The following is a 24,298-nucleotide window of genomic DNA, read 5'->3' as shown; positions in this document are numbered from 1 at the left end:
GCTCAGGCCGAACGCAGGAACCGGTCGAGGACCCGGACACCGAAGTGGAGCGCCTCGACGGGGACGCGCTCGTCGACACCGTGGAAGAGGGCCTGGTAGTCGAAGCCCTCGGGCAGCTTCAGGGGCGCGAAACCATAGCCGGTGATGCCGAGCCGGGAGAACTGCTTGGCGTCCGTGCCGCCGGACATGCAGTACGGCACAACCTGCCCCTCCGGGGCGAACTCCTCCACGGCGGCCCGCATCCGGGCGAACGTCGGCGAGTCCACCGGCGCCTGGAGGGCCACCTCATGGTGCTCGAACTCCCAGTCGACGTCCGGCCCGGTGAGCCGGTCCATGGTCGCGCGGAACTCGTCCTCGCCGCCCGGGAGATACCGGCCGTCGACCCGCGCCACAGCCTCCCCGGGGATCACGTTGACCTTGTATCCGGCGTCCAGCATGGTCGGGTTGGCGCTGTTGCGGACGGTGGGCTCGACGAGCTTGCCGGCCGTGCCGAGCTTGTCGAGCAGCGTGTCCACGTCCGCCAGGTCCGTGTCGATGCCGTACACGGCGGCGAGTTCGGTGAGGGCGGCCCGCACCGTCGGGGTGAGCCGCAGGGGCCACTGGTGCTCGCCTATGCGGGTGATGGCGGCGGCGAGGCGGGTCACCGCGTTCTCCCGGTTGACCTTGGAGCCGTGGCCGGCCCGGCCGCGCGCGGTGAGCTTCAGCCATGCGGTGCCGCGCTCGCCGGCCGCGATCGGGTAGAGCTGCCGCCCGGCGCCGTCATGGAAGGTGAACGCGCCGGACTCGCTGACGCCCTCGGTGCAGCCCTCGAAGAGGTGGGCGTGCCGGTCGGCGAGGAACCCGGCGCCGTCCGCGGCGCTGGCCTCCTCGTCGGCGGTGAACGCGATGACGATGTCGCGGCGGGGCCGCACGCCCTGGCGGGCCCAGGCGCGCACCACGGCGAGAATCATCGCGTCCATGTTCTTCATGTCGACGGCGCCGCGTCCCCAGACGACGCCGTCGCGGACCTCCCCGGAGAACGGGTGCACGCTCCAGTCGGCGGCCTCGGCCGGGACGACGTCCAGATGCCCGTGGACGAGCAGCGCGTCGGCCGACGGGTCGGTGCCCTCCAGCCGCGCGACGACGTTGGTCCGGCCCGGGGTTCTCTCCAGGAGCACCGGCTCCAGGCCGGCCTCGGCGAGCCGGGCGGCGGCGTACTCGGCGGCGGGCCGCTCCTGGCAGTCCCCCCCGCCCCTATTGGTCGTGTCGATCCTGATCAGGTCGGATGTGAACGTCACGACCTCGTCCAGGGCGCGCTCGTCAGCCATACTGCTCCTCCACCGCGGCCGAGGCGATCGTGGTGACCGCCTTGAAGGTGCGGATGCCGTCGTACATGGTCCCGCTGGTGTACGCCACCTTGCGCTCGCCGGTCCGGGTCACGCCCGGCACGACGGTGGCGGCCATCGCCAGGTGCTCGGCGTCGAACTCCACCGCCACGGTGAAGGGCCCGGCGTCGGCCGGCTCCCGGCGCACCGCCAGCGCGGCCGCGTCCTTGGCCGCCGCGCGGATGTCGGCAGCCGTCCTGGCCGGTGTGCGGCACACCGCCGCATAGCGGGACACATGGTCCTTCACGGCCACCTTCAGCGCCTCGGGGGCGTAGCCCAGGGCGTCCTCGCAGGCCACGTCGTCACCGGTGACCAGGACCACCGGCACGCCGTACTCGGCGACCACGTGCGCGTTGAGCAGGCCCTCGCTGGCCCGTACGTCGTTCACCCAGACCCCGGTGATGGAGTTGGCGAGGAAGGTGTGCGCGAGGACGCCCTCCATGCCGGCGCCGGCGTGGTAGCCGATGAACGCGATGCCGTCCACGTCGCCGTGCTGCACGCCCTCGACCATGGACAGCGACTTGTGCCGGCCGGTGAGCATCTCGGCCCGGTCGTCCAGCTGCTCCAGGAGCAGGTTGCGCATGGTCCAGTGGGCCTCGTTGATCAGCACCTCGTCGGCGCCGCCGTCGAAGAAGCCCTGCACGGCCGCGTTGACGTCCGAGGTGAACATGGACCGACACCGCTCCCACTGGGGAGTCCCCGGCAGCACGTCGGCCGGCCAGGTGACACCGGTGGCGCCCTCCATGTCGGCGCTGATGAGGATCTTCATGCGGGACACGCTACGTGGTTCCGCCGAATTCGGGCCAGCCTGTGGACAACTCCCACTGGTCCAGACCAGTGACGGGCCCGTCCGCTGCCGTCCGGGCCCGCCGACCTGCGGATCCTACGCGGCGCGGCCCGTCACGAACCAGAGTGACGGCAGTTCGATGCGGGTGCCGTCGGGGCCGTACTCGGTGGTGGTCAGCGGCAGGGTGCCGGTCGCCAGCACGGTGAGTCCGGCCGCGGTCAGGAACTCCGGCACCGCCGCGTCGGCGACCTCGCCGGGGGCTATGCCGTGCCGGAGGACCGGCGCCAGCTTGGGCGGCGGGCCGCCGGGGCCGGCGGCGAAGCCCCGCAGCACCGCTCCCGCGGCCTCGGACGGCTCGACGAGGAAGGCGCGGCCGCGCTCGCCCACGAGGGTGCCGATGCCGTCCGCCAGCGCCTGCCGGTCGTCGGCCTCGCACTGGTGCAGGACGCCGCGCATATAGACGTTGGCGTCGCCGAGTTCCGCGTGCAGCGCCTGCGTCTCGGCCTTGTCCACGGCGTTCATCTGACGGTACGACGCCTGCCCCGCCGGGTCCGCGCGGCGGGCGTGGTCCAGGGCGGCGGCGGACAGGTCGGCGCCGAGGACGCGGGGGAAGCGGTCGGCGAGGAAGCGAGTCTGGGTGCCGTTGCCGCAGCCCAGGTCCACCAGCGCGAGCCCCGGATCGGTGAGATGCGGTTCGAACAGGGCGAGGTGGCGGGCCACGGTCAGGGCGGGCTCCGCGTCCCAGAAGACGGCCCCCTCCTCGTCCGGTGCCTCACGCCAGAAGCCCTCCCAGGCCTCCCGGTACCGACTCGTCACGCTCATACCGACTCCCCAGGGTGCGACACCGGCCCGCCCCGTGTGACGGGCCAGTCCGGTGTATCGCGCCCCGGGCGCACGGACAAGCGCGCGAGCGCATTCCTTCACGGCTCGTTCGCCCCGTAACGCGCCCCTGTACCACCGGAGTCGGCGGTCACCGCGTTCGGCGGCGCGGCAGTGTCAGCTCGAACCACACGGTCTTCCCGGACGTCGTCCGGCTCGTCCCCCACTCACGGGCGAGGGTGCTGACCACGCGCAGCCCGCGCCCGGTCTCGTCCGTCGGCCGCGCGTTGAGCAGCGTCGGCAGCTCGTGGTCGTCGTCCTCCACCTCGCACAGCAGGGTGTCCCCGCGCACCAGCCGCAGGGCGACAGGCCGGGCGTGGGAGTGCCGTACGGCGTTGGTGACGAGCTCGCTCACCATCAGTTCGGCGCTGTCGGCGAGCTTTGGCAGCCGCCAGTCGTGCAGCTGTTCACGGACCGCCGCGCGGGCCCGGCCGACCTCGGACGGTTGGGGCGTGAACCGCCATTCGGCGACGTCGTCGGGTTCGATGCCGCTCAGGCGGGCCATCAGCAGCGCCACGTCGTCCTTGCGGCCGCCCCGGCCCGCTTCGGAGAAGGTCGCGGCCAGGGCCCGGATGATGGTGTCGCAGGCGTCGTCCATGGACGCGGCCGGGTGGGCGGCGGACTCGCACAGCGTGGCGAGGCCGACACCGATGTCCTCGCCGCGCACCTCGACGAGTCCGTCGGTGCACATCACCAGCCGGTCGCCGGGCTCCACGCGCACCCGCACCGCCTCGAAGGGCACCCCGCCGACGCCGATGGGCGCGCCCGTGGGCAGGTCCAGCAGTTCGCTGCGCCCGTCCGCGGCGCGCACCAGCACCGGCGGGATGTGTCCGGCGTTGGCGAGCCGCAGTTCGCTCGCGATGGGGTCGTAGACGGCGTAGAGGCAGGTCGCCAGGTAGCCGTCGCCGAGCCGCTGCGCCAGGTCGTCGAGGTTGCGCAGCAGTTGTGCGGGCGGCAGGTCCAGGGCCGCCATGGTCTGCACGGCGGTGCGCAACTGCCCCATCATGGCGGCCGAGTTCAGTCCGTGCCCCATGACGTCGCCGACGACGAACGCGGTGCGGGCGCCGGGGAGTTTCACCGAGTCGAACCAGTCGCCGCCGACCCGGCCGAGCAGGGTGCCGGGCAGATAGCGGGTGGCGATGTCGCAGCCCGCCATGCGCGGCGGGATGTGCGGCAGCATGCTGTCCTGGAGCGTCTCGGCGACGTTCTCCTGATACGTGTACATGCGCGCGTTGTCGAGCACGAGCCCCGCGCGGGCGGCGAGTTCGGCGCCGGTGACCCGGTCCATGTCGTCGAACAGCCGGCGCTCCGGATGGCGCAGCAGGATCATGAACCCGAGGACGACCTGACGCGCCTTCAGCGGGACGACCAGCATGGAACGGCCGGTGATCAGGGGCCGGATGTCGCGCTTGTCGAACTGCGAGGCGATGGCGTGGCCCATCTCCTCGCTGATGTGCGGCACGAGGACGGGTTCGCCGGTGGTCATGCACTGGAAGAACGGGGTGTGCGCCGGAAAGGGCATGGCCTCGCCGACGGGCACGACGTCGTCCCAGCGGCCGGGTTCGTCGGTGTGCTCCAGGGCGACCCGATGCCACATGGTGGTGGTGTCCGGGACCCCCTCGTCGAACCCCTCACCGGCGACGACCTGTTCGCGCAGATAGGTGCCGGCCACGTCGGTGAAGCGGGGCACCACGGCCTTGCTGACCTCGACGATGGTGCGGGCGAGGTCCAGGGAGGTGCCGATGCGGGAGCTGACCTCGTTGAGGAATTCCAGGCGCTCGCGGACGGCGGCGTACTCGAGGTCCTCGCTCTCGTCCCGCAGTTCCTCGGGCAGCGTTTCGCCCGCCGCCAGGGCCCGCGCGGCCCGTTCGCGGCGGTCCCTGCGTTCCACGCGCCGGGGCACGCCCCAGTCGGGGGTGACCGGCACCCGGTTGTTCTGGCTGAACTCCAGGATGGGGTAGCCCAGTTCGAGGACCTGGGCGACGATGCGCGCGCTGTCGTCGACGCTCATGCTGGGGAGGATCTCGGGGAGCCGTCGGGCGAGCTCCTCGGAGCCGGGGAAGTCGGTGTGCAGGGCGAAGCCGGGCGCGATGCGCTCGCACACCCCGGCCTCCTGGGTGCGCAGCCCGTCCGCGTCGGCGGCCAGCACCAGCAGCCGCTCCTCGCCCGGTCCGACGAGCGGATACGCCCACCACAGCACGTCGACGCGGGCCGTCCCGGGTCCCGCCAGCCGGGCCCGGCCGGCCGCCGGGTAGGCCAGGCCCCCGCCGAGTGAGACGCCGAGGCCGGGTCCCAGACCGTCGTAGGGCGCGTACGCCCCGTACGGGGTGTCCTCGTCCTCCTCGGGCAGGGCCCCGGTGACCGGCAGCAGGTCGGCGGCCGGGCGGCCGAGGGCCTCCTCCTTGGTGAGCGCGAAGAGGCGCCGCGCGCCCGTGCTCCAGTGCGAGACGAGTCCGTCGCGGCCGACGACGACCACGGCCAGCGGGATCCGGCCGAGGCCGCCCCGCTCGGTCGCCGTGCCGTCATCGGTGCGGCGATCGGGAGGTGCGTTCCGCTCGGTGCCACGTTCCATGGCCCAGGCCCTCTCTCCCCCGGCTGCGCAAGATCTGTACCGCCGTCACCACCGTACGGCCACGGTCGGTTGCGATGTGTGGCATTGCTGGAATTGCCCGCCCGGTCGCCCACCGGCGCGCGTTTCCCCGTGTGAGGGACCGTTTCAGTCCTCGTGGCCGAGCTGGAGGTCGCGTTCCGTGCGGCCTCCGCCGGCCACCTGGAGCACGGTCGCGACGGGCGGGTATCCGGCGGTGATGACGGTGTACTCGCCGGACGCCAGGTCGACGAACCGGAAGGTGCCGTCGGCCCCGGTGGTGAGGGTGTCGACGACGTTGCCCGCGGCGTCCAGGAGGGTCACGCGCGCCTCCTCCACGGGCCGTCCGCCCCCGGCGCGCACCGTGCCGCGCAGCAGGGCGCCGCCGGCCGGCTCGATGTCCTGACGGGTCTCGCGGGCCGCCTGGACGGTGACGGGGAGGGCGGCCGGGCGGAAGGCGGGGGCGCTCGCCGCGAGGGTGTACTCGCCGGCCACCAGCTCACCCATGACGTACCCGCCCTCGCGCCCGCTACGGGTGCCGGCGACGACCTCCCCGTGGACATTGGTAGTGCGACGGTCGCGGTGAGCAGAGAGGCGGTGATCACCCAGGACATGGAGTCCAGGCCGTGCAGCTCGCCGACGATCTCCGGGAGCGCGGTGGCGACGATCATCTGCTCGAGGGCGGCGAGCATGAGGGCGAGCAGCAGGGCGCCGAAGACCAGGCGGACCCGACGCGGGCTCAGGCCGGGCTCCACGGCCGGTGCCGGGAGCGGCGGACCGCCGGCCGGAGGCACCGTGACCGGCGGCTCGTCCTGCGTCGGAGTGATTCCGCCCACGTGCCGCTCCCCTCGTCGCACCGCCGGACATTTCCCGCGTAAAAGCGACAACTACGAGCAAGCAGGGCGAGTTACGGGACAGAGGCGGTCCGCCGGCAGATCACCCGAACCGGCGAGGAGCCAACTCCCCACCGGTTCTCGGGCTTTGAGGAGGTCCCGCGGCGGCTACTTCTCCACCTCGGCGGCCAGCCTGGCCAGCAGGGCGTCGTAGATCCGGGCCAGGCCCTTGGGGGCAAACGTCCTCTCGAAGAAGCCGCCGATGCCCCCGGCGCCGTTCCAGACCGTGGTCACGACGACCCGGGACCGGCCCTCGCCGGCGGGGGTGACGCGCCAGGTGGTGACCATGGAGGAGTTGCGGTCCTTCTCGACGAGTTCGCCGTCGGTCGGCTCGGTGACCTCCAGGAGGCAGTCGCGTACGCGCTTGCTGGTGGCCTGGAGCTTCCAGTGCACGAGGGTGCCCTCGCCGTCGCCGCCCTCGCTGACCTCGTACTCGCTGAACTGCTCGGGCAGCACCTTCGCGCGGGTGCCGCTGTAGTCGGCGAGGGCGTCGAACACCGTTTCCGCGTCCGCCGCGACGATCCGCTCCGTAGTGGCCTCGACCTGCGCCATCGCAATCCTCCAGGGCATGGGTTCTCGGGGTCGGGGCAAGCCAACCACCCCTGTGCCCGGCCACCCAAATCGGGGTTACGGATCTGACCGAACATGGTCACTCGCACGATCAAGGGAACACATGTTCTATTGTGTGCGGCAGTACAGCCAGAGGAGGCGTCATGCGCTGGGAGAACCTCACACCGGACTCCGAACACAGCCGGGCCGACGCCGCGCTGTTCGGCGCGGAGGCGGTGATCACCCGCACCTTCGACACGCCGGAGTTCCGCGGCATCACCTTCCACGAGATCCGGGCCCGCTCGATCGTCAACCGGGTGCCGGGGGCCTCCCGCATGCCCTTCGAGTGGACGGTGAACCCCTACCGGGGCTGCACACACGCGTGCGTCTATTGCTTCGCCCGCAAGACCCACAGCTACCTCGACCTCGACACCGGCCTGGGCTTCGACAGTCAGATCGTGGTCAAGACGAACGCGCCCGAGCTGCTGCGCCGCCGGCTCTCGTCCCGCAGCTGGCAGGGCGAGCACATAGCGATGGGCACCAATGTCGACTGCTACCAGCGCGCGGAGGGCCGCTACCGGCTGATGCCGGGCATCCTGACCGCCCTGCGTGACCACGCGAACCCCTTCTCGATCCTCACCAAGGGCACGCTGATCCTGCGGGACCTCCCGCTGCTGCGGCAGGCGGCCGAGGTGACCGACGTCGGCATCTCGGTCTCGGTGGGTTTCACCGACGAGACACTGTGGCGCACGGTGGAGCCGGGCACCCCGGCCCCGGAGCGGCGGCTGGACGTGGTGCGCACGCTCGCCGAACACGGCATCGGCTGCGGGGTCCTCATGGCCCCGGTGATCCCGTTCCTGAGCGACCGGCCGGACCAGCTGCGGGCGACCGTGCGGGCCATCGCCGCCGCGGGCGCCACCTCCGTCACCCCCCTGGTGCTGCATCTGCGGCCCGGCGCCCGCGAGTGGTTCATGTCCTGGCTCGCGGCCCATCATCCGCACCTGGTCAACCGCTACGAGCGGCTGTACGCGGAGGGGGCCTACGCGCCGAAGTGGTACCAGCGCCGGATCACCCGTCAGGTGCACGAGCTGGCCCAGGAGTACGGCATCGGCCCCGCCCGCGCGGGCATGCCACGCCGGATCCGCCCCGCCGAGCCCGCCGAACCCCCGACGTCCGAGCCGACCCAACTGACGCTTCTTTAGGAGCGTTCGAGCGCATCCGGCGGCCCAATTGGGTCAACAATCAACCGGACATGTTCATGGGGGTCCCCATACCGGGACATTGCCGCGAGAACCGTGAGCCCCGCGGTCCGCGCCACCTCCGTCCCGGGAGGACCCATGAGTAAACGCGCAGCCGTGCTGTGCGCTGCCGCCGTCGTCATGGCCGGAAGCCTCGCGGCCGTCCCCGCCGAGGCCGGCACACCACGCGCCGCGCAGCCCTTCCATGCCGCGAAACCCGCGTGGAAGAAGTGCGGCACCGACGACTACCCGACGCTCCAGTGCGCGTCGGTCAAGGTACCGCTCGACCACTCCGGCTCCACCGGGCGACGGACGATCACGCTCGCCCTCTCCCGGGTGCCGCACACCGCGAAGAAGTACCAGGGTCCGTTGCTGGTGAACCCGGGCGGGCCCGGCGGCAGCGGGCTGACGCTGGCCGGGTTCGTCGCGTCGGCGCTGCCGAAGAAGGTGGCCGCCCAGTACGACGTCATCGGCTTCGACCCGCGCGGGGTCGGCGCGAGCGAGCCGGCACTGGACTGCGCGCCGGGCCACTTCGGCCCCGTACGCCCCGACTCGGTCCCCACCTCGCCCGAGGTGGAGCAGGCCAACCTCCGGCGCGTGCGCGCGTTCGCCGAGGCCTGCGGCAGGAAGTACGGGCATCTGCTGCCGCACCTCAACACGGACGCCGCGGCGCGCGACATCGACGTGATCCGGCGGGCCCTCGGCGCCAAGAAGATCAACTACTTCGGCTACTCCTACGGCACCTACCTGGGCGCCGTCTACGCCAAGCTGTTCCCGGAGCGGGTGCGGCGGCTGGTCCTCGACTCGGTGATCGACCCCACCCAGGTCTGGTACGACGCCAATCTGAACCAGAACCACGCCTTCAACGACCGCCACCGCGCCTTCATGGCCTGGGTGGCCCGGCACGACAGGACGTACGGCCTCGGCACCGACCCGGAGAAGGCCGAGGCCACGTGGTACGCGATGCGCGCGGCCCTGAAGAAGGAGCCGGCCGGCGGCAAGGTGGGCGCCGCCGAACTCGAGGACACCTACATCCCGGGCGGCTACTACAACGGCTACTGGCCCTATCTCGCGGAGGCGTTCTCGGCGTATGTGAACCACGAGGACGCCGAGCCGCTGATCGAGGCGTACGAGAACTTCGGCACGAACGACGCCACCGGGGACAACGGCTACAGCGTCTACACGGCGGTCCAGTGCCGGGACGCCTCCTGGCCGCGGGACTGGCGGCAGTGGCGCAAGGACCACTGGGCGGCCTACGCGCGGTCGCCGTTCCTGACCTGGAACAACGCCTGGTACAACGCGCCGTGCGCGTTCTGGCCGACCGAGTCCGTGCGTCCGGAGCGGGTCCGCAACAGCGAGCTGCCGCCGGCGCTGCTGTTCCAGGCGACGCAGGACGCGGCGACCCCGTACCAGGGCGGCGTCACCGTCCACCGGCTGCTGTCCCGTTCCCGCCTGGTGGTCGAGTCGGGCGGCGGCAACCACGGCATCACGCTGAGCGGGAACACCTGCCTGGACCGGCACCTGACCGCCTATCTCACCGACGGGACCGTGCCGCGCGGACGTCGGGGCGAGGCCGACGCGGTCTGTGCCGCGCTGCCCGACCCCAAGCCGCTGACGTCGAAGGCGACCCCGCGCTCGGCCCGCGGATCGACCCTGCACGGCCTGCTCGGCTTCCGGAGCTGACTGCTGACGCACCGTCGGGGCCGGGCTGTCGTACCCATGGTCCATCATGAACGCATGAGCGACCTGTTCCCGATGGAGATCGAGGCGCCGGCGGTGGTGGGCGCGTGAGCGCGTTCCCGGTGCGGCCGATGACCGTCGACGACTGCGAGGGCGTCGCCGGGATCCGGACGGACGGGTGGCGGCACGCGTACCGCGGCCTCGTCCCGCAGCCGTATCTCGACCGCATGGACATCGGGGCGGACGCCGAGCGGCATCGCGCGCGCCTGCTGGGGAGCGACGGCCGGGTGGTCGACCTCGTCGCCGAGGACGAGGGCGGCGACCTCGTCGGATGGGCCGCGTTCGGGCCGTACCGGGACGGTGACGTGCGCACCGACGGTGCCGAGTTGTACGCGCTGTACCTGCGCCCGGGGCACATAGGCCGGGGCGTGGGACGGACCCTGCTCACCGAGGCCACCCGGCGCTGTGCCTCCGCCGGTCACCGGCGCATGTACCTGTGGGTGCTCAAGGAGAACACCCGCGCCCGCCGGTTCTACGAGCGGGCGGGGTTCGGCGCGGACGGCACGGAGGAACCCTTCGAGGTGGACGGCGTGGCGGTACCCGAGGTGCGCTACGCGAAGCGGCTGCCCGGCCCGGGACAGCACACCTAGCGCTGTCCGGGGATCCGCGGCCGGGGGCCGCCCTGGCGGGGAATGCGGGCCAGGGCGTGTACCGCCGCCTCGGCCAGCGCCGGGTGGGCGAGGGCCTCGTTCAGTACGGGTGCGGCGCGCGGGTCGCCGAGTTCGCCGAGGCCTTCGACGCAGGCGAGCGCGACCCGGCGGTAGGGGTCGTGGGGGCGCAGCCGGCGCCGCAGCGTGGTGATCAGGGCCGGCACCGCCTCGGGGGCGCGCAGTGCGGTGAGCAGCCGGACCGGGTGCAGGGCGTAGGCGACGCGGAGTTCGTTGGTGGCGAGCGCGGCGGCGGCGCGGGCGGTGCGCGGGTCACCGAGGCGGGCGAGGGCGTGGGCGGCGGAGGCGCAGCGTGGCGGGTCGCGGTGGTTGAGGAGGAGGACGAGGGCCTCGAAGGCCCTGCGGTCCCCCGCCAGTCCCAGCCGGAACGCGGCCAGTTCGCGGGCCCACAGCGGCTGCCCGGGAGCGGTGAGGACGCCGGCCAGGGTGTCGGGGTCGTCGGTGCCGAGGAGACGGTCGTACGCCGCCGATCCCCCCGACTCCGCCCGTAAGCGCTCCGTGAGCGATCGCAACTCATCGTCCATGCCCCAGAGATTAGGGGACCCGGCCCGGGCGGTGCGCTCGGGAGCTACATCACAAACCCGGGGGCTGGCGCGCTCGTTACCCACGGGTTAAGCTCAGACGAGCGAGTTACCCACTCGCTACCCTCCTCGCGGCGGTCTGGTGACGCGGCCGTCGTGAGTCGCAGTCGGTTCGGTGCCCCGTGTACCGCAGTACGGCTCGGCCCCGGGACAGGGCCGGTCGGATCCGCCGTCGCTCCGCCGACGGCACCGGGCGTGTGCGCTCGCAGCCCGGTCCACACCCGCATTCCGCACGCACCCGGTGCGCCCTTCGGCGCACCCGGGCGTGTATCCCGTCGTCACCCTCATTCCTGGAGTCCCGCGATGGCCACTCCCCTGTCCGACACCTCTCTGTCCCCGCTTCAGACCATCGCCGTGGTCGGCCTCGGCACGATGGGCACCGGCATCGCCGAGGTCCTGGCCGGCGCCGGCCGCGACGTCGTCGGCATCGACATCGACGAGGCCCGGGCCGCCCGGTGCGTTACCGCGCTGGAGGCCTCGACCGCCCGCGCCGTGGAGCGCGGCCGGCTGACCGAGCAGCAGCGCACCGACCTCCTGGCCCGCGTCACCACCGCCACCGGCCTGGCGGCCGCGGCCGACGCCGATCTGGTGATCGAGGTCGCCCCGGAGTCGTACGAGATCAAGCAGCAGATCATCCGGGAGCTCGACGGGATCGTGCGGCCGGAGACCATCCTGGCGACCGGCACGAACGCCCTGTCCGTCACCCGCCTCGCCGCCGATTCCGCCCGCCCCGAGCGGGTGCTGGGCATGCACTTCTTCAACCCGGCGCCGGCGATGAAGCTGGTGGAGATCGTCTCCTGCGTGCTGACCGCCCCCGCGGCCGTCACCGCGGTCACCAATCTGGCCCTGGACCTGGGCAAGGAGCCGGTGGCGGTCGGCGACCGGCCGGGATTCGTCGCCGACGGGCTGCTGTTCGGCTACCTCAACCAGGCCGCCGCGATGTACGAGGCCAACTACGCCTCCCGGGAGGACATCGACGCCGCGATGCGGCTGGGCTGCGGTCTGCCCATGGGCCCGCTGGCGCTGCTCGACCTGATCGGCATCGACACCGCCCGCACGGTCCTGGAGGCCATGTACGCCGAGTCGGGTGACCGGCTGCACGCCCCGGCCCCCGTCCTCAAGCAGCTCAGCGAGGCGGGCCTGACGGGCCGCAAGGCGGGTCGCGGCTTCTACACGTACGAGGCGCCGGGCAGCGCGGCCGTCGTGGCCGACGCCCTCACCCCCCGCGAGGACGGCTCCGCGGCCGAGGGCCGTCCGGTGCGCGCGGTGGGCGTGGCGGGGTCGGGCACGATGGCCTCCGGGATCGCCGAGGTCTTCGCGAAGGCCGGATACGACGTGGTCCTGGCCGCCCGCAGCGAGGAGAAGGCACTCGGTGCCAAGGCGCGGATCGGCAAGTCCCTGGCGCGCTCCGTCGACAAGGGCCGGATGACCGCCGAGGCGGCCGCCCAGACCCTGGAACGGGTCCGTCCGACGGGCAGCTACGACGACTTCGCCGACGTCGATCTCGCCGTCGAGGCGGTCGCCGAGGACCTGGAGGTCAAGCGGCAGCTGTTCGCGACGCTGGACAAGGTCTGCAAGCCGGGGGCGGTGCTCGCCACCACCACGTCCTCCCTCCCGGTCGTCGCCTGCGCCCGCGCCACCTCGCGCCCGCAGGACGTGATCGGCATGCACTTCTTCAACCCCGCGCCGGCCATGAAGCTGGTCGAGGTGGTCCGCACGGTGCTGACCGCCGACGACGTCCACGCCACCGTGCGGGAGGTCTGCACCACCATCCGCAAGCACGCCGTGGACTGCGGTGACCGGGCCGGGTTCATCGTGAACGCGCTGCTGTTCCCGTACCTCAACAACGCGATCAAGATGGTCGAGGAGCACTACGCGTCGCTCGACGACATCGACGCGGCGATGAAGCTGGGCGGCGGCTACCCGATGGGCCCCTTCGAGCTGCTGGACGTCGTGGGTCTCGATGTGTCGCTGGCCATCGAGAAGGTGCTGCACCGCGAGTTCCGCGACCCCGGTCTCGCCCCGGCGCCGCTGCTGGAGCACCTGGTGGCCGCGGGCTGCCTCGGCCGCAAGACCGGCCGTGGCTTCCGCGAATATGCCAAGCGCTGAGCAGCCTCCCGGCGACCGGTTCCGGGGCGGCGCGGAGTGGGGCGGACTGCTCGACCCCGACCGCTTCCCGCCTCCCGCCCCCGGTGCGTCTCCCCCGCCCGCCGAGGGCGGGGGAACCCCCGGGCACGCGCATCGAGCTGCGCACATGCAGTACGTTCAGGGCATGTCCCAGCCCGCCAAGTCCGCACGTACGTCAGCCACGACCGAGCCGCCGGAGAGCACCGCAGGCTCGCGTGCCGCCGCCCAGCGGCTCAAAATGCGCCGGGAACTTGCGGCCGCCGCGATGGAGCTGTTCGCGACCAAGGGGTACGAAGCCACCACCGTCGACGAGATCGCGGCCGCCGCCGGGGTGGCCCGCCGTACCTTCTTCCGCCACTTCCGCTCCAAGGAAGAGGCGATCTTCCCCGACCACGACGACACGCTCGTCCGCGCCGAGGCCGTGCTCAACGCCGCCCCCGCGCACGAGCACCCGCTCGACACGGTGTGCCGCGGCATCAAAGAGGTCATGAAGATGTACGCGGCCCGGCCGGAGATCTCGGTCGCCCGCTACAAGCTGACGCGCGAGGTGCCCACCCTGCGCGAGGCCGAGATCGCGTCGGTGGCCCGGTACGAGCGGCTGTTCACGCGGTATCTGCTGGGCCACTTCGACGAGCACGCGCACGACGACGTGGGCGACGACCCGCTGCTGGCGGAGGTCGCCGCGTCCGCGGTGGTCACCGCGCACAACCATGTGCTGCGGCGCTGGCTCAGGGCCGGCGGCCAGGGCGATGTGGAGGCCCAGCTGGACCACGCCTTCGCGATCGTCCGCAAGACCTTCGGCAGCGGCATCATGGCGGGCCGGCGCACCGCGCCGCCGAAGCCGCCGGCCGCCACCGCGTCCACGCACGGCGAGGTCCTGGTGACGGTCGCCCACGTGGACGCCTCGCTGGACGAGGTGATGCGGACCATCGAGCAGGCGCTGAAGGAGCGCTGAGCGGCCCTCCGGCCCCGCGTCGGCCCCTGTGACAACGGCCACCCCACGGGGTGGCCGTTTTGCCATGTCAGGAACCGTTTTCGCACCGCTTTCAGAGCCCGTTCGATCGATCATCGCTCATCTGATGAGTAAAGATTTCACCTGAGCCCAGGTTCTGACACTCAGTGCCTTGCGAGCTGACACGGCGTGCCATACGTTGAAGGAGTCCGGGCGAACCGTCCCGGCGGGCCCACCGCCCGCACCGTCCGGACGCCTGCGTCACAGGCAACCTCCCGCGCCCACCAAGCGCTGCCGAAGCACCACCCGCCGAACCGACGGCAACCCCCGACCCTCAGCAGCACACCGACGTAACCCTCAGCGCCCCTCCCTCAGGGCGCTCATCGCCGGAGGCAACACCGTGACCATCAAGGACATCCTGGCCGCCATCCAGTCGCCCGACTCCACGTCGGCGGACTTCGCCGCCCTGCCGCTCCCCGAGTCCTACCGCGCGGTCACCGTGCACAAGGACGAGACGGAGATGTTCGCGGGCCTCGAGACCCGCGACAAGGACCCCCGCAAGTCGATCCACCTCGACGACGTGCCGCTGCCCGAACTCGGCCCCGGCGAGGCGCTGGTGGCCGTCATGGCCTCCTCGGTCAACTACAACTCGGTGTGGACCTCGATCTTCGAGCCGATGTCGACGTTCGGCTTCCTGGAGCGCTACGGCCGCACCAGCGAGCTGGCCAAGCGCCACGACCTGCCTTACCACATCATCGGCTCCGACCTCGCGGGCGTCGTGCTGCGCACCGGTCCCGGCGTCAACTCCTGGAAGCCCGGTGACGAGGTCGTCGCGCACTGCCTGTCCGTGGAGCTGGAGTCCTCGGACGGCCACAACGACACGATGCTCGACCCCGAGCAGCGCATCTGGGGCTTCGAGACCAACTTCGGCGGTCTCGCCGAGATCGCCCTGGTCAAGTCCAACCAGCTGATGCCCAAGCCGGACCACCTCAGCTGGGAGGAGGCCGCCGCCCCGGGCCTGGTCAACTCCACCGCGTACCGCCAGCTGGTCTCCCGCAACGGCGCCGGCATGAAGCAGGGCGACAACGTCCTCATCTGGGGCGCGAGCGGCGGACTCGGCTCCTACGCCACCCAGTTCGCGCTGGCCGGCGGCGCCAACCCGGTCTGCGTCGTCTCCAGCGAGCAGAAGGCGGACATCTGCCGGTCGATGGGCGCGGAGGCGATCATCGACCGCAGCGCCGAGGACTACAAGTTCTGGAAGGACGAGAACACCCAGGACCCCAAGGAGTGGAAGCGCTTCGGCAAGCGCATCCGTGAACTCACCGGCGGCGAGGACATCGACATCGTCTTCGAGCACCCCGGCCGCGAGACCTTCGGCGCCTCGGTGTTCGTCACCCGCAAGGGCGGCACCATCACCACCTGCGCCTCGACGTCGGGCTATATGCACCAGTACGACAACCGCTACCTGTGGATGTCGCTGAAGCGCATCATCGGCTCGCACTTCGCCAACTACCGCGAGGCCTGGGAGGCCAACCGGCTGATCTCCAAGGGGAAGATCCACCCGACCCTGTCGAAGGTGTACTCCCTCCAGGACACCGGCCAGGCCGCCTACGACGTGCACCGCAACCTCCACCAGGGCAAGGTCGGCGTGCTGTGCCTGGCCCCCGGGGAGGGCCTGGGCGTGCGCGACCACGAGAAGCGCGCGCGGCACATCGACGCCATCAACCGCTTCCGGAACATCTGAGGGCCGGGACATGACAGAGCGTCAGAAGGACCGGCCGTGGCTCATGCGGACGTACGCCGGCCACTCGACCGCCGAGGCGTCCAACGAGCTGTACCGGCGCAACCTCGCCAAGGGCCAGACGGGTCTGTCGGTCGCGTTCGACCTGCCGACCCAGACCGGCTACGACTCCGACCACATCCTCGCCCGCGGCGAGGTCGGCCGGGTCGGGGTACCGGTGGCCCACCTCGGTGACATGCGCCGGCTGTTCCAGGACATCCCCCTGGAGCAGATGAACACCTCGATGACGATCAACGCCACCGCCATGTGGCTGCTGGCGCTCTACCAGGTCGTCGCCGAGGAGCAGGGCGCGGACATCACCAAACTCCAGGGCACGACGCAGAACGACATCGTCAAGGAGTACCTGTCCCGGGGGACGCATGTCTTCCCGCCGGGGCCCTCGCTCCGCCTGACGACGGACATGATCGCGTACACGGTCTCCCACATCCCGAAGTGGAACCCGATCAACATCTGCAGCTACCACCTGCAGGAGGCCGGGGCCACACCGGTCCAGGAGATCGCGTACGCGATGTCCACCGCGATCGCCGTGCTCGACGCGGTGCGCGACAGCGGCCAGGTGCCGCAGGAGCGCATGGGCGACGTGGTCGGCCGTATCTCCTTCTTCGTGAACGCGGGCGTCCGGTTTATCGAGGAGATGTGCAAGATGCGCGCGTTCGGCCGCATCTGGGACCAGGTCACCCGCGAGCGGTACGGCATCGAGAACCCCAAGCACCGCCGCTTCCGCTACGGCGTCCAGGTCAACTCGCTCGGCCTGACCGAGGCGCAGCCGGAGAACAACGTCCAGCGGATCGTGCTGGAGATGCTGGCCGTCACCCTCTCCAAGGACGCCCGCGCGCGGGCCGTGCAGCTGCCGGCCTGGAACGAGGCCCTCGGCCTGCCCCGGCCCTGGGACCAGCAGTGGTCGCTGCGCATCCAGCAGGTCCTGGCGTACGAGAGCGATCTGCTGGAGTACGACGACATCTTCGAGGGCTCGAAGGTGATCGAGGCCAAGGTGGAGCAGCTGGTCGCCGACTCGCTGGCGGAGATGGGGCGGATCGAAGAGATGGGCGGCGCGATGGCCGCCGTCGAGTCGGGCTACCTCAAGTCCCAGCTGGTCTCCTCGCACGCCGAACGCCGCGCCCGGATCGAGTCCGGCGAGGAGAAGATCATCGGTGTCAACGCCTTCGAGGGCACCGAGCCCAACCCGCTGACCGCCGACCTGGACACCGCGATCCACACGGTGGACCCGGCGGTGGAGGCCCGGGTCATCGCCTCGCTGCAGAACTGGCGCGACACGCGCTACCAGCCGCCCTTCAACCACCCGCGCCCCTGCAAGGCGCTGGAGAAGCTGAAGGAGGCCGCGCGCGGCACCGACAACCTCATGGAGGCCACCCTGGAGTGCGCCCGCGCCGGCGTCACGACCGGCGAGTGGGCCGGGGCGCTGCGGGAGGTGTTCGGCGAGTTCCGGGCGCCGACCGGTGTCTCCTCCGCCCCGGTGGCGGTGGCCGCCGAGGAGGGCTCGGCACTGTCGGCGGTCCGCCGCAAGGTGGAACTGACGGCCAAGGACCTCGGCGTGGGCAAGCTGCGCTTCCTGGTGGGCAAGCCGGGCCTGGACGGGCACTCCAACGGCGCCGAGCAGATCGCCGTGCGGGCCCGCGACGCCGGGTTCGAGGTGGTCTACCAGGGCATACGGCTGACCCCGGAGCAGATCGTGGACGCCGCCCTCGCCGAGGACGTGCACGCAGTGGGCCTGTCCATCCTGTCCGGCTCGCACGCCCAGCTGGTGCCGGACGTGCTGGAGCGCCTGCGTGTGGCCGGTGCCACAGATATACCGGTGATCGCAGGTGGCATCATCCCGAACGGCGACGCCGAACAGCTCAGGGCCGCGGGCGTGGCCGCGGTGTTCACCCCGAAGGACTTCGACATCACCGGGATCATCGGCCGCATAGTCGACGAGATCCGCACAGCGAACAGCCTCGACCCCCTGGAGGTCCCCGCATGACCACGGTCAACCGCCCGCCCGTCTCCCACCACCACCCTCAGACGGCGTCCCTGCGGGACGGCACCTCCAGACTTCGCCCCCGGCGTTCCTGCCTGGCGGTACCGGGCTCGAACCCGCGCTTCCTGGAGAAGGCCCAGGGCCTCCCGGCGGACCAGGTCTTCCTGGACCTGGAGGACGCGTGCGCGCCGCTCGCCAAGCCCGAGGCGCGGCACACCGTCGTGAAGTTCCTCAACGAGGGCGACTGGACCGGCAAGACCCGCGTCGTGCGTGTCAACGACTGGACGACCGAATGGACGTACCGCGACGTCGTGACGGTCGTCGAAGGCGCCGGCCCGAACCTCGACTGCATCATGCTGCCGAAGGTCCAGGACGCCCAGCAGATCGTGGCGCTGGACCTGCTGCTGACGCAGATCGAGAAGACGATGGGGTTCGAGGTCGGCAGGATCGGCATCGAGGCGCAGATCGAGAACGCGCAGGGCCTCAACAACGTCAACGAGATCGCGCAGGCCTCCCCGCGTGTCGAGACCATCATCTTCGGCCCGGCCGACTTCATGGCGTCCATCAACATGAAGTCCCTGGTCGTGGGCGAGCAGCCGCCCGGCTACCCGGCGGACGCCTACCACTACATCCTGATGAAGATCCTGATGGCCGCCCGCGCCAACAACCTCCAGGCGATCGACGGCCCCTACCTGCAGATCCGCAACGTGGACGGCTACCGCGAGGTCGCCCAGCGCGCCGCCGCGCTCGGCTTCGACGGCAAGTGGGTGCTGCACCCGGGCCAGGTCGAGGCGTCCAACGAGATCTTCTCGCCGTCGCAGGAGGACTACGACCACGCCGAGCTGATCCTGGACGCGTACGACTACTACACGTCCGAGGCGGGCGGCAAGAAGGGCTCGGCGATGCTCGGCGACGAGATGATCGACGAGGCCAGCCGCAAGATGGCCCTGGTCATCGCGGGCAAGGGACGCGCCGCCGGCATGCGGCGCACGTCGAAGTTCGAGACCCCGGAGGCCTGAGGCTCATGCAGTTCGGACGCACCTACGAGGAGTTCGAGGTCGGGGCGACGTACAAGCACTGGCCCGGCAAGACGGTCACCGAGTACGACGACCACCTGTTCTGTCTCCTCACCATGAACCACCACCCGCTCCACATGGACACGAACTATGCGGAGAAGACGACGGACTTCGGCAAGAACGTCGTCGTCGGGAACTACATCTACTCGCTGCTGCTCGGCATGAGCGTGCCGGACATCTCCGGCAAGGCGATCGCCAACCTGGAGATCGAGTCGCTCAAGCACGTGGCGCCGACCTTCCACGGCGACACGATCTACGGCCAGACCACCGTCCTCGACAAGTGGCCGTCGAAGTCGAAGAACGACCGCGGCATCGTGCACGTCGAGACCAAGGGCTACAAGCAGGACGGCACCCTGGTCTGCGTCTTCCGCCGCAAGGTGATGGTGCCCACCGAGACGTACATCAAGGAGCGCGGCGGCGAGCAGCCGGGCCGGCCCGAACTGAGGGAACAGGGGAAGTAAGCGATGGCCCGTCTCGCCCAGACCGCCGGTCTGACCGACGTCCAGCAGGAGATCCTCTCCACCGTCCGCGACTTCGTGGACAAGGAGATCATCCCGGTCGCCACCGAGCTGGAGCACCGCGACGAGTACCCGCAGCAGATCGTCGACGGGCTGAAGGAACTGGGCCTCTTCGGCCTGATGATCCCCGAGGAGTACGGCGGCCTGGGCGAGTCCCTTCTCACGTACGCGCTGTGCGTGGAGGAGATCGCCCGCGGCTGGATGTCGGTGTCCGGCATCATCAACACCCACTTCATCGTCGCGTACATGCTCAAGCAGCACGGCACGCAGGAGCAGAAGGACCACTTCCTGCCGCGTATGGCGGCCGGCGACATCCGCGGCGCCTTCTCGATGTCGGAGCCGGGCCTGGGCTCCGATGTGTCGGCGATCACGTCGAAGGCGGTGAAGGACGGCGAGGAGTACGTCCTGAACGGCCAGAAGATGTGGCTGACGAACGGCGGAACCTCGTCCCTGGTGGCCGTTCTGGTGCGGAGTGACGAAGGACACCCCGAGGGCACCGCGCCGCACAAGTCGATGACCACCTTCCTGGTGGAGAAGGAGCCGGGCTTCGGCGAGGTCCGCCCCGGCCTGACCATCCCCGGCAAGATCGACAAGATGGGCTACAAGGGCGTCGACACGACCGAGCTCATCATGGACGGCCTGCGGATTCCCGCCGACCGGGTGCTCGGCGGGGTCACCGGCCGAGGTTTTTACCACATGATGGACGGTGTCGAGGTCGGCCGCGTGAACGTCGCGGCGCGTGGCTGCGGCGTGGCTCAGCGTGCCTTCGAGCTCGGCGTCCAGTACGCCCAGCAGCGTCACACGTTCGGCAAGCCGATCGCGCAGCACCAGGCCATCCAGTTCAAGCTGGCGGAGATGGCTACCAAGGTGGAGGCGGCGCATGCGATGATGGTGAACGCAGCGCGCAAAAAGGACTCCGGTGAGCGAAACGACCTCGAAGCAGGGATGGCGAAATATCTCGCCTCCGAGTACTGCAAGGAGGTCGTGGAGGACGCCTTCCGGATCCACGGCGGCTACGGCTTCTCCAAGGAGTACGAGATCGAGCGCCTCTACCGTGAGGCTCCGATGCTGCTGATCGGCGAAGGCACGGCCGAGATCCAGAAAATGATCATCGGCCGCCGGCTGCTCGAAGAGTATCGGTTCCAGGGCTAAACGTCCGGATACGGGGTGTTTTCTTGGAGAAGAGGATCACACCCCGTATGCACTCTTCGGCCGTCGACTTGGCTGCCTGGCTTACCCAGTTGCGGCCCGGAGCCGCTACGATCGCCGGAAAGCCGCCGTCCCCCGCAGTTGCGCGGCATCATCCGCTACGAAGGTCATCCATGCCCCACAGCCAAACCTCTGCACCTCGCGACAGCCTCGCCGGCGTACGCCTCGCGCGCGGAGCCTCGCCGTGGCTTCTGCCGACCGTCGCCACCGCAGCCGTGAGTCTGCTCCGCGCCCGCCGCTCGGGTGCCGCCAAGGCCGTCGCCGTCCCCGCCACCGCACTCGCGGCGGGGATGCTGTGGTTCTTCCGCGACCCCGAGCGTGAGATCGCCACGGGCAGGGTCATCTCGCCCGCCGACGGTGTGGTGCAGAGCATCATGCCGTGGAAGGACGGACGCACCCGCGTCGCGATCTTCATGAGCCCGCTCAACGTCCACGTGAACCGCGCCCCGCTGGCCGGCACGGTGACGTCGGTCGAACACATCCCCGGTGGCTTCGTTCCCGCCTTCAACAAGGAGAGCGAGAACAACGAGCGCGTGGTGTGGCACTTCGACACCGAGCTCGGCGACATCGAGATGATCCAGATCGCCGGCGCCGTGGCCCGCCGTATCGTCCCGTACGTGCCCCAGGGCACCAAGGTCGAGCAGGGCGAGCGCATCGGTCTCATCCGCTTCGGCTCGCGCGTCGACATCTACCTGCCGGAAGGCGTGGAGGTGGCCGTCGAGGTCGGTCAGAAGACCGTGGCTGGGGTGACTCGCATTGACCGTGGTTGATCCAGAAACACAGGCCGGCTGGGCGCCGGAGGCCGACGAGACGGACGACGACGAGGAGATGCCCCTCTCGCTCCGCCTCTCGATAGCGGACACCCTCACCCTGGGCAACGCCACCTGCGGCTTCATGGCGGTGTACTTCACCACCACCGGCATTCTGATCCCGCATCTCCAGGGCAGCCAGGAGACCGGCATGGCCCGCCACAGCGCGGCCACCGCCGTCATCCTGATGCTGTGCGCTGCGGTCTTCGACCTCTTCGACGGCCTGGTGGCGCGCAAGCTGCGCTCCTCGCCGATGGGCGCGGAGCTGGACAACCTGTCCGACCTGATCAGCTTCGGCCTGGCGCCGGCGTACTTCGTCCTCGTCTACGGCATGGTCGCCAACGACGCGCACCAGAGAGTGGCCGCGGTCGGCGCGATCGTGGTGCTGCTGGCGGTGGTGCTGAGACTGGCGAGATTCTCCTGCGTGACCGTCAAGGACGGCACGTTCCAGGGGATGCCGTCGCCGTTCGGGGCGCTGACGGTCGTCTCCATCGTGCTCCTCGAGCTGCCGTTCGAGGCGACGCTGCTGGCGATCATCGGTACGGCCTGGCTGATGGTGAGCCGGGTGGAGTACCCGAAGCCGCGGGGCCGGCTCGCGGTGGCGATGCTGTCGTGGATCGTGCTCAGCATGGGGCTGCTCGCGGCATGGGCGTTCGACGCGCCGGGCGGTCAGCTGCTGCTGCAGGCGGGCTGTGCGCTGCAGCTGGTGATGGGTGCGGTGATCCCGCTGTTCGCCACGGCTCGCCGTGTGAACAACTTCCGCGGCAACCGCCGTGAGGCACGGGCGGCGCAGCTGCCGTAACGCCGGCCGCGTTGTGGGCCCCGGACCTTGGTCCGGGGCCCGTTTGCTTTCCGCACCCGGCGCGGCTGCCGACCCCCCTGGGGGCTCCGCCCCCAGACCCCCGGGCCTACGCCCACCCACCACCGGACTCGGGCGTTACATCCACCCCGTCCGGCGTTCAAGCACACGGCGTCCTGACCTGACCCCCTGGGGGCTCCGCCCCCAGACCCCCGGCCTATGCCCACCCACCACCCGACTCGGGCGTTACATCCAGCCCGTCCGGCGTTTCAGGACGGGGGTCTGAGGGCGCAGCCCAATCAGCCCGTCCGGCGTTTGAGGACGGGGGTCTGAGGGCGCAGCCCAATCAGCCCGTCCGGCGTTTGAGGACGAGGCCCGGTAGGGCCGAAAGGGGGGTCTGGGGGCGTAGCCCCCAGGGACGGGACGGGAAGGGGCGGCGGGGGCGAGAAAAACGTCCGGTCAGAGCAAGTAGTCCCGGGCGATTCGTTCTGCCGTGCGTTCCAGAAGACGCCCCGCATCGGCGATGCACACCGCCACGTCCGGCTCGACATCCGTCAGCGCATACGCCCGCCGAATCCCCGCCCGCCCCAACACCTCCGGCGGCAACGCCAGCCGCCCACACACGGCAACGACCTCCTTGCCCGCCGCCCGCGCCGCCGCAGCAACCCCCGCCGGCGCCTTCCCATGCAGCGTCTGCCGATCCAGCGACCCCTCACCGGTAATCACCAGATCCGCCCGCTCCAGCGCCCGCGCGAACCCCAGCACGTCCAGCATGACCTCGATGCCCGGCCGAAACACGGCACCCAGCAGCATCGCCCCGTAGCCGACACCACCCGCCGCCCCCGCCCCCGGCGACGCAGCGTACTCGGCGCCCTCCGCCCCGACCACGGTCTCCAGCACCTTCGCGAAATGCTCGAGCGCCGCATCCAGCGTCTCGACGTCCGCCGGCGAGGCACCCTTCTGAGGCCCATACACCGCAGGCGCGCCCGCCGGCCCCGTCAGGGGATTGTCGACATCGCTGGCCAGCACGAACTCCACCGACGACAGCCGCGAGTCCAGCCCGGACAAATCGGCGGACGCCAGCTCAACCAGCCCCCCGCCCCCCGGCCGCACCGGCTCCCCCTCCGCCGTCAGCAACCGCGCCCCCAGCGCCGACAGCATCCCCGCACCACCATCCGTGGTGGCACTGCCGCCCACCCCGAACACGATCCTGCGCGCCCCCGCGTCCAGCGCGGCCCGCAGCAACTCCCCCGAGCCGTACGTCGACGCGGTGAGCGGTGCGTAGACCCCGTCCGGGAGCCGTTGCAGCCCGCTGGCCTCGGCCATCTCCACCACCGCGGTGCCGTCGCGCAGCGCGTACGCCGCGGTCACCGTGTCCCCCAGCGGGCCGCTGACCCGTACCTCCCGCCGCTCGAACCCGGCCGCCACCGCCGCGGCGACGGTGCCGTCACCGCCGTCGGCCACCGGCAGCGCCTCGACGACCAGGCCCGGCACGATCCGGCGCAGCCCTGCCGTCACCCGCTCGGCGACCTCCACGGCCGTCAGCGACCCCTTGAACTTGTCCGCGGCGACGAGCACCCGCCGCGCCGACCGCGTCGTACGAGTGCCGCTCCCTGCAACGTCCGCCACGTGCCTTCCCCTCGCTCTCCGGGCCTCAAGCATGTCAAGGCCAGTCGCGCCGCTGCGACCCTAACCGGCGGGCACCGCCGCCGCCATGCCCCGCCCACCTCGTGGAACGGCGCG

Annotated in this window: 19 protein-coding genes and 1 pseudogene; 12 read left to right on the top strand and 8 right to left on the bottom strand. The window is 71.1% G+C overall.

What is annotated here, in order from left to right; genetic code table 11:
* Positions 1–2: 2 nt before the first annotated feature.
* From AB0L56_RS09970 to AB0L56_RS09945, 6 genes and pseudogenes are all read right to left on the bottom strand, one after another.
* The gene (locus tag AB0L56_RS09970; protein WP_361034649.1) at positions 3–1,307 is read right to left on the bottom strand and encodes a M20/M25/M40 family metallo-hydrolase; all 1,305 of its coding nucleotides are present in this window, start codon (positions 1,305–1,307) and stop codon (positions 3–5) included.
* A complete protein-coding gene (locus AB0L56_RS09965; RefSeq protein WP_361034646.1) occupies positions 1,300–2,133 on the bottom strand; it encodes a M55 family metallopeptidase in 834 nt (277 codons plus the stop codon). Before AB0L56_RS09965 ends, AB0L56_RS09970 begins: the two co-directional genes overlap by 8 nt.
* A gap of 114 nt (positions 2,134–2,247) precedes the next feature.
* Positions 2,248–2,973 (bottom strand): methyltransferase domain-containing protein, encoded by a 726-nt coding sequence (locus tag AB0L56_RS09960; protein WP_365421033.1) that lies wholly within the window; start codon positions 2,971–2,973, stop codon positions 2,248–2,250.
* A gap of 148 nt (positions 2,974–3,121) precedes the next feature.
* Positions 3,122–5,602 carry a SpoIIE family protein phosphatase gene (locus AB0L56_RS09955; protein WP_365421030.1) on the bottom strand — a complete coding sequence of 827 codons (2,481 nt, stop codon included), beginning with the start codon at positions 5,600–5,602 and terminating at the stop codon, positions 3,122–3,124.
* A gap of 144 nt (positions 5,603–5,746) precedes the next feature.
* Positions 5,747–6,184 (bottom strand): annotated as a pseudogene (locus AB0L56_RS09950) (carboxypeptidase-like regulatory domain-containing protein); the annotation flags it as partial.
* A 434-nt stretch (positions 6,185–6,618) separates the two neighbouring features.
* A complete protein-coding gene (locus tag AB0L56_RS09945) occupies positions 6,619–7,062 on the bottom strand; it encodes an SRPBCC family protein (protein ID WP_365421027.1) in 444 nt (147 codons plus the stop codon).
* Positions 7,063–7,223: 161 nt separating this feature from the next.
* Here AB0L56_RS09945 and AB0L56_RS09940 point away from each other — a divergent pair, with 161 nt between their 5' ends.
* The 3 genes from AB0L56_RS09940 to AB0L56_RS09930 all read left to right on the top strand — a co-directional run bounded on the left by AB0L56_RS09940 (position 7,224) and on the right by AB0L56_RS09930 (position 10,627).
* Entirely contained in the window at positions 7,224–8,261 is a 1,038-nt protein-coding gene (locus tag AB0L56_RS09940) for an Rv2578c family radical SAM protein (RefSeq protein ID WP_365421025.1), read from the top strand.
* A gap of 135 nt (positions 8,262–8,396) precedes the next feature.
* Positions 8,397–9,980, top strand: coding sequence for an alpha/beta hydrolase (locus AB0L56_RS09935; protein WP_365421023.1), 1,584 nt, complete (start codon positions 8,397–8,399; stop codon positions 9,978–9,980).
* A gap of 128 nt (positions 9,981–10,108) precedes the next feature.
* Positions 10,109–10,627: a GNAT family N-acetyltransferase gene (locus AB0L56_RS09930; protein ID WP_365421410.1), complete on the top strand. Its 519-nt coding sequence runs from the start codon at positions 10,109–10,111 to the stop codon at positions 10,625–10,627.
* On the opposite strand, the gene AB0L56_RS09925 is transcribed toward AB0L56_RS09930, so the two are convergent.
* Positions 10,624–11,229 carry an adenylosuccinate lyase gene (locus tag AB0L56_RS09925; protein ID WP_361034625.1) on the bottom strand — a complete coding sequence of 202 codons (606 nt, stop codon included), beginning with the start codon at positions 11,227–11,229 and terminating at the stop codon, positions 10,624–10,626. The genes AB0L56_RS09930 and AB0L56_RS09925 overlap by 4 nt on opposite strands.
* Before the next feature lie 360 nt (positions 11,230–11,589).
* Here AB0L56_RS09925 and AB0L56_RS09920 point away from each other — a divergent pair, with 360 nt between their 5' ends.
* From AB0L56_RS09920 to pssA, 9 genes are all read left to right on the top strand, one after another.
* Entirely contained in the window at positions 11,590–13,395 is a 1,806-nt protein-coding gene (locus AB0L56_RS09920; RefSeq protein ID WP_365421020.1) for a 3-hydroxybutyryl-CoA dehydrogenase, read from the top strand.
* Between the two features lie 163 nt (positions 13,396–13,558).
* Positions 13,559–14,368 carry a TetR family transcriptional regulator gene (locus AB0L56_RS09915; protein WP_361034619.1) on the top strand — a complete coding sequence of 270 codons (810 nt, stop codon included), beginning with the start codon at positions 13,559–13,561 and terminating at the stop codon, positions 14,366–14,368.
* Between the two features lie 403 nt (positions 14,369–14,771).
* Positions 14,772–16,109: a crotonyl-CoA carboxylase/reductase gene (gene ccrA / locus AB0L56_RS09910; RefSeq protein WP_361034789.1), complete on the top strand. Its 1,338-nt coding sequence runs from the start codon at positions 14,772–14,774 to the stop codon at positions 16,107–16,109.
* A gap of 10 nt (positions 16,110–16,119) precedes the next feature.
* A complete protein-coding gene (locus tag AB0L56_RS09905) occupies positions 16,120–18,147 on the top strand; it encodes a protein meaA (RefSeq protein ID WP_361034616.1) in 2,028 nt (675 codons plus the stop codon).
* Positions 18,144–19,163, top strand: coding sequence for a CoA ester lyase (locus AB0L56_RS09900; protein ID WP_365421015.1), 1,020 nt, complete (start codon positions 18,144–18,146; stop codon positions 19,161–19,163). Before AB0L56_RS09905 ends, AB0L56_RS09900 begins: the two co-directional genes overlap by 4 nt.
* A gap of 5 nt (positions 19,164–19,168) precedes the next feature.
* Complete coding sequence (locus tag AB0L56_RS09895; protein ID WP_361034610.1) at positions 19,169–19,681, top strand: MaoC family dehydratase; 513 nt, start codon at positions 19,169–19,171, stop codon at positions 19,679–19,681.
* Positions 19,682–19,684: 3 nt separating this feature from the next.
* The gene (locus AB0L56_RS09890) at positions 19,685–20,890 is read left to right on the top strand and encodes an acyl-CoA dehydrogenase family protein (RefSeq protein WP_361034607.1); all 1,206 of its coding nucleotides are present in this window, start codon (positions 19,685–19,687) and stop codon (positions 20,888–20,890) included.
* 170 nt (positions 20,891–21,060) lie between these two features.
* The gene (locus AB0L56_RS09885; protein ID WP_361034604.1) at positions 21,061–21,717 is read left to right on the top strand and encodes a phosphatidylserine decarboxylase; all 657 of its coding nucleotides are present in this window, start codon (positions 21,061–21,063) and stop codon (positions 21,715–21,717) included.
* A gap of 58 nt (positions 21,718–21,775) precedes the next feature.
* Positions 21,776–22,558 carry a CDP-diacylglycerol--serine O-phosphatidyltransferase gene (gene pssA, locus AB0L56_RS09880; RefSeq protein ID WP_361034787.1) on the top strand — a complete coding sequence of 261 codons (783 nt, stop codon included), beginning with the start codon at positions 21,776–21,778 and terminating at the stop codon, positions 22,556–22,558.
* Positions 22,559–23,014: 456 nt separating this feature from the next.
* Here the strand turns inward: pssA and AB0L56_RS09875 are convergent, their stop codons facing one another.
* Entirely contained in the window at positions 23,015–24,133 is a 1,119-nt protein-coding gene (locus AB0L56_RS09875) for a glycerate kinase (protein ID WP_365421406.1), read from the bottom strand.
* Positions 24,134–24,298 lie beyond the last annotated feature (165 nt).

Source organism: Streptomyces sp. NPDC052079, from assembly GCF_040680275.1.
Lineage (GTDB): Bacteria > Actinomycetota > Actinomycetes > Streptomycetales > Streptomycetaceae > Streptomyces.
This window is presented reverse-complemented; position numbering and strand designations above follow the sequence as displayed.

Bases quoted from the DNA above. Each gene is read 5' to 3' on its own strand.
- AB0L56_RS09945 (WP_365421027.1), bottom strand. From the start codon at position 7,062: ATGGCGCAGGTCGAGGCCACTACGGAGCGGATCGTCGCGGCGGACGCG.
- AB0L56_RS09890 (WP_361034607.1), top strand. From the start codon at position 19,685: ATGGCCCGTCTCGCCCAGACCGCCGGTCTGACCGACGTCCAGCAGGAG.
- pssA (WP_361034787.1), top strand. From the start codon at position 21,776: ATGCCCCTCTCGCTCCGCCTCTCGATAGCGGACACCCTCACCCTGGGC.
- AB0L56_RS09920 (WP_365421020.1), top strand. From the start codon at position 11,590: ATGGCCACTCCCCTGTCCGACACCTCTCTGTCCCCGCTTCAGACCATC.
- AB0L56_RS09900 (WP_365421015.1), top strand. From the start codon at position 18,144: ATGACCACGGTCAACCGCCCGCCCGTCTCCCACCACCACCCTCAGACG.
- AB0L56_RS09970 (WP_361034649.1), bottom strand. From the start codon at position 1,307: ATGGCTGACGAGCGCGCCCTGGACGAGGTCGTGACGTTCACATCCGAC.
- AB0L56_RS09935 (WP_365421023.1), top strand. From the start codon at position 8,397: ATGAGTAAACGCGCAGCCGTGCTGTGCGCTGCCGCCGTCGTCATGGCC.
- AB0L56_RS09885 (WP_361034604.1), top strand. From the start codon at position 21,061: ATGCCCCACAGCCAAACCTCTGCACCTCGCGACAGCCTCGCCGGCGTA.
- AB0L56_RS09940 (WP_365421025.1), top strand. From the start codon at position 7,224: ATGCGCTGGGAGAACCTCACACCGGACTCCGAACACAGCCGGGCCGAC.
- AB0L56_RS09955 (WP_365421030.1), bottom strand. From the start codon at position 5,602: ATGGAACGTGGCACCGAGCGGAACGCACCTCCCGATCGCCGCACCGAT.
- AB0L56_RS09905 (WP_361034616.1), top strand. From the start codon at position 16,120: ATGACAGAGCGTCAGAAGGACCGGCCGTGGCTCATGCGGACGTACGCC.
- AB0L56_RS09930 (WP_365421410.1), top strand. From the start codon at position 10,109: ATGACCGTCGACGACTGCGAGGGCGTCGCCGGGATCCGGACGGACGGG.
- AB0L56_RS09965 (WP_361034646.1), bottom strand. From the start codon at position 2,133: ATGAAGATCCTCATCAGCGCCGACATGGAGGGCGCCACCGGTGTCACC.
- AB0L56_RS09915 (WP_361034619.1), top strand. From the start codon at position 13,559: ATGTCCCAGCCCGCCAAGTCCGCACGTACGTCAGCCACGACCGAGCCG.
- AB0L56_RS09960 (WP_365421033.1), bottom strand. From the start codon at position 2,973: ATGAGCGTGACGAGTCGGTACCGGGAGGCCTGGGAGGGCTTCTGGCGT.
- AB0L56_RS09895 (WP_361034610.1), top strand. From the start codon at position 19,169: ATGCAGTTCGGACGCACCTACGAGGAGTTCGAGGTCGGGGCGACGTAC.
- AB0L56_RS09925 (WP_361034625.1), bottom strand. From the start codon at position 11,229: ATGGACGATGAGTTGCGATCGCTCACGGAGCGCTTACGGGCGGAGTCG.